This is a genomic window from Fusibacter sp. A1, from assembly GCF_004125825.1.
Lineage (GTDB): Bacteria > Bacillota > Clostridia > Peptostreptococcales > Acidaminobacteraceae > QQWI01.
On sequence record NZ_QQWI01000001.1, the window covers coordinates 246,914 to 261,094 of the forward strand.

Below are 14,181 nucleotides of genomic sequence, written 5' to 3' on the forward strand. Positions count from 1 at the left end.
TGTGAAGAAATTGTAATAAAAAATTTATATGGTGTCAATAAGCTTAGTTCCGATTTGTATAGATTAACTAATAAGAATTTTTATCTTTGTTTCAATCTTCTAACTATTGCAACAATGGCTTATTTTCAGTGTTTTTTGACCCTCCACCATACATGTTGGCACTCAGTGCCGCTACTAAGGGAACTGTCAAAACGATACCTATCGAACCGGCAAGTCCCTGTATGATTTCAATAGTCATCAGGTCACTATTGAAGATCTGGAGGTAAGGATAGTCAAAAATCCTAAATAGAACAAGCATGTTCAAAGACGCTCCCGCAAAAGCTAGAATCAGGGTATTCGACATCGTCCCCATCGCATCCCTTCCGATGTTCAGCCCCGATTTAAACAGCTCGCTTCGCTTTGCTTTCGGATTCATTTCATGCAGCTCAGCTACTGCCGAGGTGATGGTCATCGCGACATCCATCACAGCTCCTAGAGCAGCTATCAAGATGCCACTCACTAGTAATCCGCTTATTGCAAGGCCGCTGCCAGACGATCTTAAAATCAGCTCCTCCGCTTCAGGCATATTAAAGCCATCTAGTGGAGTAAGGCTTCCCGCAGCATATGCTACCAGACCAGCTATGGTTACACCTCCAATACAGCCAATCGCAGCACCCAGTGTTTTTCTTGAAAATCCATTGAGGAAAGTCAGTGAAGCAAATGTCGTGATTGACACAAGGGCGATTGCAGCAGGTATCGGAGAATAACCACGCTTCAACAGCGGAATAAGGAAAAACCAGATGCTGAATACAGTGAAACCGAGTCCCAGCACGGCGGACAATCCTTTTTTTCCACCAAAAAGCAGTAAAAAAGTAACAAATATCACAACCAGTCCAATTACCACTACGCTCCGATCATAGCTCGAAATTGTAGCTATGTAAACTTGTCCATTCGCTTCATAATCTAACTTAACGATGACTTTGGTACCTTCTTTCAGATCAATATTTCCGTAAGCGCTCAAATAATTGACAGCAATAAGTTCCTGTCCTTTATGCTTTCCACTATCGATTGTCAGAACAACTTGTTGTGTTCCCAACCGGTGCCCCTCTGTCCAAGTATCTTCAGAAGCGCTGTCAGTCAAAAGCTCTGTGACATGTGCCCTTTCAAAAATCATTTTGCTCGCGGCAGTTGCCACCTCACCATCTACCGGTAAATTTATCCAATAAACAACAGCAAGGAACACCAATAAGCCGACAGCCAAGATGCCGCCATGAATCCAATTAAACTTCTTCTCTTTCAACTGAGTACCTTCTTTCAATCCATAAATTATCAATAATAGCGTTCTCTATCTATTCGAGTATATGAAAATATAATACTTCTTTCAATGATTGTTTTTCATCCTCAAAGCTGAATCAACTTATCAGAATATGGGTAATAATAAAAAAGCTTCATGTTTACAGGAGGTCGCCATGAAAGACAAACAAACCATCTTTCTTACCACTTTATTTGTGATTATACTGTTTTCCACTTACCTATTTGGATACAGGGTATTGTTGTTGGCATTTGTCAACTTGATAGCCGGATATGCGACCGAAGCTGTTTTTTTCAAAAAAAAACCTCAAAAGGACAACCACATCACTGCAATATTATACACGTTGATACTACCACCGATGTTTCCGTTTCATCTCAGTATTTTTGGTATCGTATTTGGCGTTTTCTTCGCAAAATGCGTCTACGGAGGATACGGATTCAATATATTCAACCCTGCACTTGTCGCTAGGGTGTTTTTGCATGTTTCCTTCAATAAAGAGCTGACTACAGTATGGACAAGACCGCTGGTTACCGGCTGGGGAGGCTTTGCAACTTATATCGGTCAGCAGACAACCGTCATCACAAGTGCGACACCGCTTCTCAACTATCGCTGGTCAGGTCAGACAACTCTACTGAGTAAATTGTTTTTCGGACTTACAGAAGGCAGTATCGGCGAAACAAGCGCCTTTCTGATCCTCATTGTCGGTATTGTCCTGCTGATAAAAAAAATCATATCAAAAGAGATCGTCTTAGGCATACTTGCTTCTTATTTTCTTATCAGTTATGTCGCTATCTATCTTTTGGAAATGAACGTGCAGGAACCTTTATACGCCGTATTTAGCGGTGGTTTTCTATTTGGCGTCTTTCTTATGGCCACCGATCCGGTCACATCGCCGAAAACCAAGATCGGAAAGTATCTTTATGCCGTTCTAATCGCATTCATCACATTCTCACTAAGGACGTTCGCAGTTTTTCCAGGTGGAATGATGTTTGCAATCCTCTCTGCCAATATGTTGACTCCAATCATGGATGTTTACCTTACAAAATATTTGATAAGAGGCGAGGTGTGATATGAAGAGATTCAACACCACCACATCGATTGTCGCCATTACCCTATTCGCATTTTTACTTGGTCTGATTCTAGGGTATGTCAACACGATCACCAAACATCAGATTGATGTCAATTATAATTTTGAAAGGCAAAAATCAATTCTTTATACCTTTGATATCGATACTGTCGATAAATCGAAAGAGGAGATCTATTCGCTTTTCAATTCCAATCTTATAGAAAATCGATTAAGAGGAATTCACTACTATACCTATTATCAGGACGAGAACCTCATCGGATACTCCTTTCCTTTTACAGCTAACGGCTTGTGGGGAAGTATTTCCGGGTTTATTGCGATGGACAACGAGCTTAAGAAACTCCTGGGACTCGTTTTTGTAGATCATGAGGAAACACCAGGCCTAGGTGCGAGAATCGATGAGCTGTGGTTTAAAGAGCAATTCCGCGGTCTCGATATTTCTGGAGAAAGGGAGTATGTCTATTTTGGTGAAGATGGGCTAGATGCGATAACAGGAGCCACTATTACCGTAAACTCCATCTCCGTAGTCCTTAACGACAGTATCCTTGAAATCAAAAAGATTATTGAGGAGGAGTTACATGAATAGTATTCTGAAGAATCAATTGTTTGAGAACAACCCGATCCTTAGAAACATACTGGGGATATGCCCCTTGTTGGCAGTCACAAACTTGATGGAAAACGCCTTAGTCATGGGTATCGCCCTAATCTTCGTGACGTCCATGTCTGAGTTTACTGTTTCATGCCTGAGACGTTATGCCGACAAGCATATTAGAATGCTCGTACAGGTGCTTGTCATCGCATGGTATGTCATACTCGTGGATATCGTTTTAAAGTATTACATACCGGACATCAGCAAAGCCTTAGGCGCATATGTCGGCTTGATTATCACAAACTGCATCATCATGGGCCGATGTGAGGCGTATGCCCAGCATAATTCTCCTTTTAAATCATTCCTGGATGGAGTAGCCTCGGGCCTTTCGTTCTCACTTGTCATCCTTTTTATCGCATTCATCAGAGAACTGCTTGGATTCGGCACAATTTTTAGAATTAGGGTATTAGGATCCTGGTGGACCAACTGGTCGATCATGAGCATGCCTGCTGGAGCTTTCTTTGTCATCGGTTTATTGATATTCCTTTATAACAAAATGAAAAGGAGGGTTGACCATGGTTGACATAAATCCATTCGCTATTTTCATGGCTGCAATCTTCACAAACAACATGCTGCTCTCCAACTTTCTTGGCATGTGCTCTTTCATCGTTGTATCAAAAGATATAAAAACGTCGCTTAATCTTGGTCAAGCGGTGACGTTTGTCATGGTTTGTACGACATCCATCAATTACATCATCTATTATCAAATACTGGTTCCGCTTGAGCTTGAATATATCAAGTTCATTATCTTTATCATTGTGATCGCTTCTTTTGTGCAACTTGTCGAAATGTTCATTTTCAGGTACTTCAAGGCTCTCTATTACGCACTTGGAATCTTTCTACCACTCATCACGGTCAATTGTGCTATCCTTGGCGCTTCACTCTTCATGGTCATCAGGGAATACAGTTTGCTGCAGTCTGTCTTTTTTGGATTAGGTTCAGGGATAGGATGGACACTTGCCATCGTCATCATGGCGGGAATAAGGGATAAACTAAAATCGGCTCCTATTCCTGAAAATTTTAGGGGCGCGAGCATAACCTTCATCACCGCGGGTATCATGGCTTTAACCTTTTTAGGGTTTTCAGGTCTTGTACGGATATAGCTGGGAGTGAGCCTATGAACATAATTTTGACAACAGCACTTGTAATCGCAGCGGCGGTTGCCTTTTTCTCAATCCTTTTGACCATATCAGGAAAATACTTCATCAGTTATGGAAAATTTAAAATCATTGTCAATGACCATACGCAGTTCATGGTAAAGGGTGGAGACACGCTCTTTGAAGCGTTGGAAGCCAATGCTATCCAGATACCTGTCTTATGTGGCGGTAAAGGAACTTGTGGCTCATGTAAGGTAAAGGTCGTAGAAGGTTCGGGTAAACTGCTCCCTATTGAGGAAATCCATTTAAGCGAGGACGATAAACAAAAGGGCTACAGATTGTCTTGTCAGTACCGGGTGACGAATGACCTCCGGATTATTCTACCCGATGAGCTTATGACTGCGAACTTATATCAGAGTACGATTGTAGGCTTTGAGAGAATCACAGACGACATCAGGCTAGTCAGACTGAAAATCGCTACCGAGCATCCGATCCAAATTGATCCCGTTCAATACATTAGGCTGATCTGCCCTGTCTTTACTAACACCAAGAGTAGCATTAAGAGAGATTACTTCATAGGAACCTACGACAGTATCCAGAGTTGTGTTGATTTATATGTCAAACACGTTCCCGAAGGGATCTGCAGCTCCTATTTCCATGAGCAGATCAAACTGGATGATCCGATTGAGCTAGCCGGACCATATGGTCAGTTCAAGGTTCCACAAGCTGATTCACCTATACTGCTGGTCTTTGACGGTAACGGATATGGCGCCATCGTCTCCATTCTTAATTATTTAAGCAAATTGGATGATAAGCGTTCTATCACTCTCCTCCAAATCGACAGTACGGAAAAGTCCGATTTAAAGGACTACACACTTGCCAGATTCACTGAAATGGACCTTGCATGGCACCGGGTGACAACTACAGAGGTAGACGACGCATTTGTTGATAATCTCTTGACCGATTGCACCAAATGCTTCGTCTACCTCTATGCAACAAAAGATCGTGTAAAGCTAATAAGAAAGCATCTGCTTTTAAAAGGAGTGAAAGCAGAACACTTGAATTATTTATACCTAACGTGAAACCTTAAAGGAGATAACTATGTTAAGTATCAAATTAGGAAAAACCCAAAGTACAATTTCAAGAGTCGGATTTGGCGGTATGATCGTAGCAAAAGAAACTCAGAAAGACGCCAATGACTATGTCGCCGAGGCACTGGATGCGGGAGTGAACTATTTTGATGTCGCCCCTACGTATTTTGATGCCGAAGAGCGGCTTGGTCCAGCCCTTGAAGGAAAAAGAAGCGGAGTGTTTTTAGCTTGTAAAACAGAGGACCGGACAGCTGAAGGTGCTAGAGTCTTATTGGAAACCTCATTAAAAAATTTAAAAACGGATTATTTTGATCTATATCAGCTCCATGCAGTCTATAACCTCGAGGATGTTGAAAAGACCTTTGGTCCACATGGGGCGTTTGAAACATTTATAAAAGCAAAGGAACAGGGGCTGATTAGGCACATCGGTTTTTCAGCTCATTCCACAGAAGCTGCTCTTGCACTCATGGAACGCTATGATTTCGATTCGATCATGTTTCCTTTCAATTTCGTTTCACTTATCAAAAACGGCTATGGAAGTCATGTACTAAAAAAAGCCCAAGAGAAGGGAATGGGAATCATCGGGATCAAATCGATGGTACTTGGGGAGCATCAGGTCAGTGACACCGTCAACTTCCCGAAGGCGTGGTACCATCCGATCGAAGAGTTTGATCTGGCGGATAAAGCCGTGAAGTACAGCCTTTCAAGAGGTGTCAGCGCCATTATTCCACCAGGTAACATCGAACAGTTCAGATGGGCTGTAAAGATCATCAATAGCGGCGTTTCCATCAATAAGGACGACCTCGAAAAATTGACAGGTATCGCCAATTCGACACGGCCGCTCTTCCCTCTTAAGCAGAGGTAATCAAATCAAATAGAAAAGGATCGCAATCAATGCGATCCTTTTTGTGTCATATGGTGAATCTCTGAATGATTTCTTTTAGAGTTTCAGCGGTTTCTCCAACCTCAGAAGCATTGTCGAGGATATGTCCCATCAACTCAGCCTGAGTATCCATGGTCGCATAGATTTCTTCTGCCGCTGCGGCGTTTTCTTCTGTGACTGCCGAAATTCCATCAATCGACTCAATTGCAAGATTCTTGTTTTTGTCCACTGTCTGTATGTTTTGAGTGATGCTGTCCAGTTGTGTAATTGTCTTTTTCATTGATTCTTCAATAGCATTAAAGGAAGACTGCACTTTTGTAAGCACATTACCCGATATTTTGATGGATTCGTTCGAGCTAATCATATTGGACTCTGTTTGCTTGATTTCGCCTAATATTTCATTGATGATATCATCAATTTTCAAAGTTGATTTGGAAGTTTCATCTGCTAGTTTTCTAATTTCTTCTGCTACTACAGCAAAGCCTTTGCCCGCATCTCCAGCACGCGCCGCTTCAATCGCAGCGTTGAGAGCCAGTAAATTGGTCTGTTCTGCTATCTGTTGAATCGTACTTGTGACCTGTACGATCGACGACGATTTGACTGTAAGCGTGCCTACATTTTCATTTAAGTTGTCATTCGCTTCAGAGGTGGCTTTGAATGTGACTCCAAGTTCATTGATTAACTGCACACCTTCCTTATTGTTTTCCGAAACTTCGCTTGTATAGCCTCTAAGCATCTCAGCACTCTTCACGCTGGCATTGATTTCTTGCGCTAGCGTATTCATGTTCGTAGCCGCTGTCTGAGCATCTTCGGCTTGTTCAGAAGCTCCTTTTGCAAAGTCGGCAACCGTGTGAGTCACCGCTTCGATTCCTTCTTTTCCATCTGTTACAATAACGTTTAACTCTTCAAAGGCGCTATTAAGCTTAATGGAATCCGCTTGCATCTCTTTGATCAGATCCCTCAGCACCACACGCAGGTTGGCGATTGATTTTGCAATGACACCTCTTTCATCTTTGTACTTCAAGAGATAATCAATTGTAGAGTCATCTTTGATATTCAGATTCGATGTCTTATTCACAACATCAGCAAGTGCGAGAATAGGCTTGGAAATGGAATTGCTCATGATGAACGCAATCACACTTCCTGCAATAAGCGCGATAATTACAAAGCCTCCAAGATAGACAAACACTCTGCTAATATCCGCTGTGACAATCGATCGTTCGTTTTCGACAAATGCATTGATATCGTCAACATAGTTGCCTGTTCCGATGATCCATCCAAAAGGCTCGTAAAGCTTGACAAAGGCTCTTTTTTGGAGAGCTTCTTCTTCACCGGGTCTTGGGAAGTAATAATCATAGTAGCCCGAACCATCTGATTCGACTATTTTGATAAAATCCTGAATAATCATATTCCCAAGTTTGTCCTCAAGATCAATCCTACTTTTTCCTTCGACATCTTCATTACCAAGCAATACGACATTGACGCCTTTTGTGTCATCTGCCCAAAAATATCCAGAATCTCCGTATTTCGCGTTACGTATCACATCTGCGGCAATCACTTTACTTTGCGCTAGAGTGATCACTCCACTGTCAACCTGATTGGAAATACCAGTCAGTTCAGAAACAAGAATATCAACCTGATTCTTTATGCTGGAATCGTAATTTTCAAGCATTTTGCTTTCCAATTGATCAAGCCTTGCCATGTTGCTCGAATAGATAAAGTAAAATGAGGTACTACCTAAAATGACTGCTATCAACAACATACTGACTAAGACCATTAGTACAAGCTTTGTTCTTATTTTACTCATGATTCACTCCTCTCAATGATGTAACTATGCTTCATATTTTTTCTTATTACCCCATATGCTCTAGTGACAATCAGTATCATCATCTAAAGGAAGACATCGCTCTTTCAAAAACAAAAAAACTTATAACGCTTGATGTGAAGTTACAAGGATTCTTAACTAGTCGATGTCCTAATCTTGTCATTACTTCAACACCCTTACACAGTTTCTACCGTCCCTCTTGGCTTGATAAAGCGCTAAATCAGCTCGATGTAGCAACCTTTCAAGATGTATGTGTTCTTGGTTGATTTCTGTCAGGCCGATACTCACCGAATAAGTATAAGGTTCCCCATCAATGACAACAGAGATTTGATTGACCACTTCCTGAATGCGCTTTGCTACTACCATGCCCTTCTCCAAAGGAGTGGATACACAGATGATTCCGAATTCATCTCCGCCAAGTCTGCCAAAAAAATCACTTGTTCGCAGAATTCCATTGACCTTACTCACCAAATCCCTTAAAAAATCATCCGCCTTAAAGTGCCCCAGCTTATCGTTAAGTTTTTTAAACTCGTCGATATCTAAAATAATCAATGTGGATTTTGATCCATAACGGTTGATTCTATTGATCTCATTGTTCATCTCGAGGATAAAACCTCGCCGATTACTGATACTGAGCAGTACATCGGTTACCGTCAATTTCTCCACTTGCTTTTTGGACTCAATAAGCATCTGTTCCGCTTGTTTCATGTCAGTGATATCAATTGTGAATCCAGCAAGTAAAGAGGGCATGCCCTCCCTATGTATCGGAAACTTGCTGGTCTTATAATACCTACCGTGAAGTTCCTCGATCACTTCCACACTTTCATCGTTAGTCAGAATACGCAGATCATCATCCACCATGCTTCTTGCAAGCTCCGAGGGGAACAATTCCATCATGTTTTTTCCAATTGCCTCCTCAACGGGAATACCTAGCATTGTTTCATAGTTATCCGATAATTTGAGTACTCTGGCATTTTCATCTTTAAAAAATACATAGTTCAAATTGTACTTTAAGAATAATCCGAGTAAGTCGCTATCCTTAAGCAGTTCTTTCATCCTTCTATTGTTAGTGACGATGTTTCTAATTACTGCTTTGCTGATTTCACACGATTCTTGAGCGCGTATGATGCCAGTATGGTTGCATTCGTCAACTATTACAGGATTACAGTCACCATCTACATAAAGCAGTAAAGGTACTTTATACCTGCTGATCGCATCGTTGATCGACTTGATCTCCTCCTGTGAAAGTTGCAGAGCGGCATCCAACATCGCTAGGTCGACATCGGTCATTCTTTCGACAAAGAGCAGCGTTTTTTGCACAGACATGACTGAGCATAGCTCAAAAGTATTCAATTCGACTTTTCCTAGATACAATATGTCACATCTCATAGTCCGCTCCTTTCAAGAATAGGCTTATGGTATATATACACCTTTTAAAGCCACTAAAACACAGGAACTTTTGCTCATCAGAAAATCAGCTTGTTTTCTTAACCACCAACATATGGTATGAACATTTGGCTTCCGGGTATTCCACATAGCCTTCATGTAGCGTTTGCCATCTATGAGGATGTTCAATCATTTACTCGATGCCCACTTTAGAGTGGTCTACACCAACAACCTCATATCCTAACCCGGCTAAAAACAGGCTGTCTCTGCCCTGACCACAGCCTAAGTCCAGTACTTTCCCCTTGGGACTGTACGCCTTGAAAAAGGCTTCCAGTCCAGGGTATGGATCACCGAAATAGTTCTCTTCTAAATAGTAGTCATCATAAGGGACTTTTTTCGTTGTCCCTTCAAAGAGTGCTTTCATTTGTTCAATTGAAATCCCCAAGTCCCTGAACAGGAAGATCTGTCTAAGTCGTTTCATGTCTTCTATTCCGTAGTATCTGTAGTTCTTATCATGGATTTCTGGCTTTAGTATACCGACATTCTCATAGTGTCTTAAGGTTTCTTTGCTTGTATTGAATAGCGCGATCACTTCGCTTTTGATTAAATTTTTTCTTTTTGTATCTTCCGTAGTCACCTCTATTCATAGACAGTTAACTTCGACAAGTCCAGTTTTTTCATATATACCACCAAAAGTAATATTAAAATTACATCCGCAAGAATAAATCCTGTCGCTACTCCCCATGCACCGATCAGCCCGCCAGTCGCTCCCATAAATATGCCATAGAATACGATCATGAGGATATTTGCGGACGCATACGCTTCAAAGTGCTTTGGTGTCAAGAAGCTGATAAAGGCACGATTGACGACATAGACCATCACAGCGTCGACAATCAGCATGGCAAAGTAATAAACGCCTCCAAAGAACTGCACGGCTTCACTCACGACTGTAGCAGCAGCAGGATTCCACTTGCAGACTGTCCCGCTTTTTTGGGCTTTTCACGGCCGATGAACAGCGCAGACACAGCATTCGTCAGGTACATGAGCGGACTAGTGATCGTCGTAGCCACAAGCGCGCTTGCACCGATAAATAGTGCTGCCACCAGCCTATCCGCCGTGTGCATCAGACTGTTGAGCACCCCTCTAATCATCATAGGAAACGCATAACTTCTAAATAGCTTTGAATAATTTTCTTGTTTATTTATCATAATTATCACCTCATCATCACAATAAGGTGTGTTGTAACCACAGAGTCAAGCGCTTTTATAAAACTTTTAAAAAAAATCACACACCAACTTGACGTGTGATCAGTAACTATTTGACTCCTTACTTCATAGACAAGAGGCATTCATCACCTTCTGTAGATTACAGGCACTTGTCCGTAGATAACATCGCGCTGAAAGCTTTCCGTCGTCATTTTGGTCAGTTCCTTTGCTAGGGCGTGCATTCCTCTTAGGTCTGTCGGTTCTTTAACTTCAGGTAAAATCACATTCTCTTTCCTTCTTAGATGGGTATAGTGTTTCCATAGCATCTGTCTGATTTTTGCCGGTGACGAGGCGTTTCTGAGCATATTCATTATGGTCAGCTTGATTTCATCTAATTCCTCTTGTGTAACAACTTTTGGCAGGTTTCCAAGGCGGTTGCCTAAGTCGCGTGCTTCTTGATTGCTGATTTCCTGACAGATGAACTTATAATTGTGCCACATCTCATAAAGCGTCGCCTTGTCCTTTATGTCCCATTCCTTAAGATAGATAAACGCCATCAAGCGTCTTTTAATATCCCACCACTTGATTGGGCTCTGCAGATCGGTACCGCTTATCAAAAACATCTCCGACTCCAACAATAAGGCTCCCAGTACGCCAGGCGGTTTACCTAATCGGTTGTTCTTAAGCGTTGTCCTAAGCACACCGCACGTAGGGCTGCCTTCCATGTAGATGTAGGCATCAAGCTTCTGCTTCTCACAAAAGTCCATCACGTCCCTACAGGAGTCTTTGATGGCATAAGTCCATTTACGACCCGATGCGTCAACAACTTCCCCACCATCGTTCCACACCGACATTCCACTTTCTCCTTTTATCCGAATTGCTAGTCTAGGAACTCCCATTCCTGACATGATTTCAGGGCACATGGGATGAAACACAAAGGCTTCCTTGTCTCTGCCCATATGCTTGATCATATCCCAGCCCTTTTCATTGTATCTTACCTTAGCGCCACACATGCATGCGCTCATTCCGATCTGTATCTTTCGTTCTAATTTATACACTCCTTATCCTCCTGTTTCAGCGTAATCCACCCTGTCCATTTTCTACTAATTTTTCCTTATCACCTTTATTACCCAACTAGACTCCTTAATCACCAAATGTCTGCATTAATAAAGAAGTCCTCCTCGAATAAATCGAAGAGGACTTCAGTCAGATACGCGTCTGTAGGGAGATAATCCTTAGTGTAGCTTATATGCTCAAAAACTGTTTTAAAGGTGTTTCCTTCATTCTTAATTATCACCAATTACTCAACAAGTAGCGTCTCACCTGCCGAAAGTACTTTTACTTGCGCATTTTTCACAAGGTTCACAAACTTCTCTGGATCAGCTTCTATGATAGGAAACGTGTTGTAGTGAATCGGTACCACTGTTTTTGCCTCGACAAAGGTCGCAGCTCTCACGGCATCTCGTATGTCCATTGTAAAATTTCCGCCGATCGGAAGGAATGCGACATCGATCTCCTCTTCTGCAAGGAGCGTCATATCGACGGTCAATCCCGTATCCCCAGCATGATAGATGGTTTTACCTCCAATAGTGATGACAAATCCGCACGGATTGCCGCCATCTATCGTCCCATCTTCTGTTTGAATGCCAGACCCGTGTAGTGCAGGTGTCATTTTAACCGTACCGAATTCAAAGGTATGACGCCCCCCGATATGCATTCCATGACTATTGACACCCAAAGTCCTAAGGTAATTGGCAATTTCAAAATTGGTGATGACCGTTACATCATACATCTTAGCGAGTTCAAGGGTATCACCCAAATGATCTCCGTGCCCATGGGTGACAAAGATATGGCTTAGTCCTGAAAAAGCATCAAGTGTCACATCGGTATGCGGATTATAGGTGATAAAAGGGTCGATTAACGCTTTAAATCCATCCTTTTCAACTAGTACTGCGGAATGTCCAAAATAAGTAAGTTTCATTTCATATCCTCCTATAAATACACTATTGCCACTTTAATTTTACTAAAAGTGGCAATGGAAATCAGTGTTTTAAGGTAATTGTAATATATGTTTCTCTAAAATAAGAAAAGTGCCCTAACAGAATCGTTTAAGATTCGGTTACGGCACTTTTAAGTATCTGTTCCTTAAGTCAACTACCTATTTTTACTTATCTTCAATTGGTCTTAACTTAGCAGTAAAGTGTCTAAGTACAGGTGCTTGCCATAGGATTTCGTATCCTTTGATTTCGCTTGCTCTTTCCTTGATGTTTTTAAGTGCTTCAGCAATCACATCAAAGTGAGCTTGTGTGTATACTCTTCTTGGAATAGCTAGTCTAGTGAACTCCATCTCAGCTTCTAACTGCTCACCTGTTTCAGGATCTAAATCAAGCAAGTAAGAACCGATATCACATGATCTGATTCCCGCTTCAAGATAAAGCTCACAAGCAAGTGCTTGACCTGGGAACTGATGGTATGGAATATGAGGTAATAATGCTTTAGCGTCAAGGAACACCGCGTGTCCGCCAACTGGATATTGGAAAGGTACGCCCATTTCTTTTAGCTTGCCGCCTAGGTATTCGATCTGTCCGATTCTGTATTTTAGGTAGTCCTTGTCAAGGCCTTCGTATAGACCGATGGATAAGGCTTCTAAATCTCTGCCTGCTAAGCCACCGTAAGTTACAAAACCTTCGTATGGAATCGTCAAGCCTTTTACCTTCACATAAAGCTCTTCTGAATTCTTGATTCCGATCAGTCCGCCCATGTTCACGATTGCGTCTTTTTTTGCACTCATCGTAAAGGCTTCCGCATAGCTGAACATTTCCCTAACGATGTCAATAATCTCGACATCGGCATAGCCTTCTTCACGCTCTCTGATAAAGTGGGCGTTTTCAGCGTATCTTGCAGCATCAAGAATCATCGGTATGCCGTATTTGTCAGCAATGGCTTTAGTCTCTCTAATGTTCTCCATAGAAACAGGCTGTCCACCGGCTGAGTTGTTTGTAACCGTCATGATGATAATGCCTATAGTTTCAGCTCCAACTTCTTGAATGTACTTTTCAAGACGGACAAGATCCATATTTCCTTTGAATGGCAGGTAAGTAGACGTGTCTTTCGCTTCTGGAACAACAATATCTACAGCTTTTGCGCCTAGTAGACCGACATGGCCTCTAGTCGTATCAAAGTGCATGTTTGAAACCGATTTTTGACCCTTTTTGAGGTAAAGTGGCAACAATACCTGTTCAGCCGCACGGCCTTGGTGCACAGGTTGTCCGAATTCATATCCGAAGATGTCTGTAACCGCTTTTAAAAGTCTTCTGTAGCCTCTAGCACCGGCATAAGACTCATCACCCATCATCATACCGGCCCACTGGGCATCACTCATGGCACCAGTTCCGCTATCTGTAAGACAGTCGATATAGACATTGTCCGAATCGATACCAAACACGTTATAGTTGGCAGCTTTAAGGTATTCTTCCCTTTGCTCCCTAGTTGTCATTTTCAGTGGTTCTACCATTTTGATTTTAAAAGGTTCTGCAACGTATTTAATCATTGTACTTCCTCCTGTTATCGTTAACATGTAGGGTTATCATTATATTGAGTCTATCATCATGAAAAAGTGCCGTATAGTGTCTTTAATTTGACTTTAATGTCCAAGTATCATACCATGACT

15 protein-coding genes are annotated in these 14,181 nt (G+C 41.8%); 6 read left to right on the plus strand and 9 right to left on the minus strand.

What is annotated here, in order from left to right:
• Nucleotides 1–103 precede the first annotated feature (103 nt).
• A complete protein-coding gene (locus tag DWB64_RS01000) occupies nt 104–1,279 on the minus strand; it encodes a YibE/F family protein (RefSeq protein WP_243118931.1) in 1,176 nt (391 codons plus the stop codon).
• A 169-nt stretch (nt 1,280–1,448) separates the two neighbouring features.
• Between DWB64_RS01000 and DWB64_RS01005 the strand changes: the two genes are divergently transcribed.
• Genes DWB64_RS01005 through DWB64_RS01030 form a run of 6 tightly spaced genes read left to right on the plus strand, consistent with a single transcriptional unit; the run spans nt 1,449 to nt 6,077 of the window.
• The gene (locus tag DWB64_RS01005; RefSeq protein WP_164980149.1) at nt 1,449–2,360 is read left to right on the plus strand and encodes an RnfABCDGE type electron transport complex subunit D; all 912 of its coding nucleotides are present in this window, start codon (nt 1,449–1,451) and stop codon (nt 2,358–2,360) included.
• 1 nt (nt 2,361) lies between these two features.
• Nucleotides 2,362–2,961 (plus strand): FMN-binding protein, encoded by a 600-nt coding sequence (locus DWB64_RS01010; protein ID WP_129486314.1) that lies wholly within the window; start codon nt 2,362–2,364, stop codon nt 2,959–2,961.
• A complete protein-coding gene (gene rsxE / locus DWB64_RS01015) occupies nt 2,954–3,547 on the plus strand; it encodes an electron transport complex subunit RsxE (RefSeq protein ID WP_129486315.1) in 594 nt (197 codons plus the stop codon). The genes DWB64_RS01010 and rsxE overlap by 8 nt, the downstream gene beginning before the upstream one ends.
• The gene (locus DWB64_RS01020) at nt 3,540–4,127 is read left to right on the plus strand and encodes an electron transport complex protein RnfA (RefSeq protein WP_129486316.1); all 588 of its coding nucleotides are present in this window, start codon (nt 3,540–3,542) and stop codon (nt 4,125–4,127) included. The genes rsxE and DWB64_RS01020 overlap by 8 nt, the downstream gene beginning before the upstream one ends.
• A 14-nt stretch (nt 4,128–4,141) precedes the next feature.
• On the plus strand, nt 4,142–5,203 hold the full coding sequence (locus DWB64_RS01025) for a 2Fe-2S iron-sulfur cluster-binding protein (protein ID WP_129486317.1): 1,062 nt from the start codon (nt 4,142–4,144) through the stop codon (nt 5,201–5,203).
• Between the two features lie 19 nt (nt 5,204–5,222).
• Complete coding sequence (locus DWB64_RS01030; RefSeq protein WP_129486318.1) at nt 5,223–6,077, plus strand: aldo/keto reductase; 855 nt, start codon at nt 5,223–5,225, stop codon at nt 6,075–6,077.
• 46 nt (nt 6,078–6,123) lie between these two features.
• Here DWB64_RS01030 and DWB64_RS01035 read toward each other — a convergent pair whose 3' ends face one another.
• The 8 genes from DWB64_RS01035 to DWB64_RS01070 all read right to left on the minus strand — a co-directional run bounded on the left by DWB64_RS01035 (nt 6,124) and on the right by DWB64_RS01070 (nt 14,061).
• On the minus strand, nt 6,124–7,902 hold the full coding sequence (locus DWB64_RS01035; protein ID WP_129486319.1) for a methyl-accepting chemotaxis protein: 1,779 nt from the start codon (nt 7,900–7,902) through the stop codon (nt 6,124–6,126).
• Nucleotides 7,903–8,082: 180 nt separating this feature from the next.
• Nucleotides 8,083–9,309: a GGDEF domain-containing protein gene (locus DWB64_RS01040; protein WP_129486320.1), complete on the minus strand. Its 1,227-nt coding sequence runs from the start codon at nt 9,307–9,309 to the stop codon at nt 8,083–8,085.
• Nucleotides 9,310–9,499: 190 nt separating this feature from the next.
• Entirely contained in the window at nt 9,500–9,943 is a 444-nt protein-coding gene (locus DWB64_RS19150; protein WP_164980150.1) for a MerR family transcriptional regulator, read from the minus strand.
• Between the two features lie 2 nt (nt 9,944–9,945).
• Complete coding sequence (locus DWB64_RS01050) at nt 9,946–10,239, minus strand: hypothetical protein (RefSeq protein WP_129486321.1); 294 nt, start codon at nt 10,237–10,239, stop codon at nt 9,946–9,948.
• 8 nt (nt 10,240–10,247) lie between these two features.
• Entirely contained in the window at nt 10,248–10,514 is a 267-nt protein-coding gene (locus DWB64_RS01055) for a hypothetical protein (RefSeq protein WP_129486322.1), read from the minus strand.
• Nucleotides 10,515–10,657: 143 nt separating this feature from the next.
• Nucleotides 10,658–11,569, minus strand: a complete 912-nt coding sequence (locus tag DWB64_RS01060) for a DUF523 domain-containing protein (RefSeq protein WP_129486323.1) — start codon at nt 11,567–11,569, stop codon at nt 10,658–10,660.
• 242 nt (nt 11,570–11,811) lie between these two features.
• Entirely contained in the window at nt 11,812–12,492 is a 681-nt protein-coding gene (locus DWB64_RS01065; RefSeq protein WP_129486324.1) for a metal-dependent hydrolase, read from the minus strand.
• A gap of 183 nt (nt 12,493–12,675) precedes the next feature.
• The gene (locus DWB64_RS01070) at nt 12,676–14,061 is read right to left on the minus strand and encodes a tryptophanase (protein WP_129486325.1); all 1,386 of its coding nucleotides are present in this window, start codon (nt 14,059–14,061) and stop codon (nt 12,676–12,678) included.
• Nucleotides 14,062–14,181: the final 120 nt, after the last annotated feature.

Coding starts and splice junctions, on each gene's coding strand:
- DWB64_RS01020 (WP_129486316.1), top strand. CDS start 3,540: ATGGTTGACATAAATCCATTCGCTATTTTCATGGCTGCAATCTTCACA.
- DWB64_RS01025 (WP_129486317.1), top strand. CDS start 4,142: ATGAACATAATTTTGACAACAGCACTTGTAATCGCAGCGGCGGTTGCC.
- DWB64_RS01010 (WP_129486314.1), top strand. CDS start 2,362: ATGAAGAGATTCAACACCACCACATCGATTGTCGCCATTACCCTATTC.
- DWB64_RS01005 (WP_164980149.1), top strand. CDS start 1,449: ATGAAAGACAAACAAACCATCTTTCTTACCACTTTATTTGTGATTATA.
- DWB64_RS01040 (WP_129486320.1), bottom strand. CDS start 9,309: ATGAGATGTGACATATTGTATCTAGGAAAAGTCGAATTGAATACTTTT.
- rsxE (WP_129486315.1), top strand. CDS start 2,954: ATGAATAGTATTCTGAAGAATCAATTGTTTGAGAACAACCCGATCCTT.
- DWB64_RS01055 (WP_129486322.1), bottom strand. CDS start 10,514: ATGATAAATAAACAAGAAAATTATTCAAAGCTATTTAGAAGTTATGCG.
- DWB64_RS01030 (WP_129486318.1), top strand. CDS start 5,223: ATGTTAAGTATCAAATTAGGAAAAACCCAAAGTACAATTTCAAGAGTC.
- DWB64_RS01035 (WP_129486319.1), bottom strand. CDS start 7,902: ATGAGTAAAATAAGAACAAAGCTTGTACTAATGGTCTTAGTCAGTATG.
- DWB64_RS01065 (WP_129486324.1), bottom strand. CDS start 12,492: ATGAAACTTACTTATTTTGGACATTCCGCAGTACTAGTTGAAAAGGAT.
- DWB64_RS01070 (WP_129486325.1), bottom strand. CDS start 14,061: ATGATTAAATACGTTGCAGAACCTTTTAAAATCAAAATGGTAGAACCA.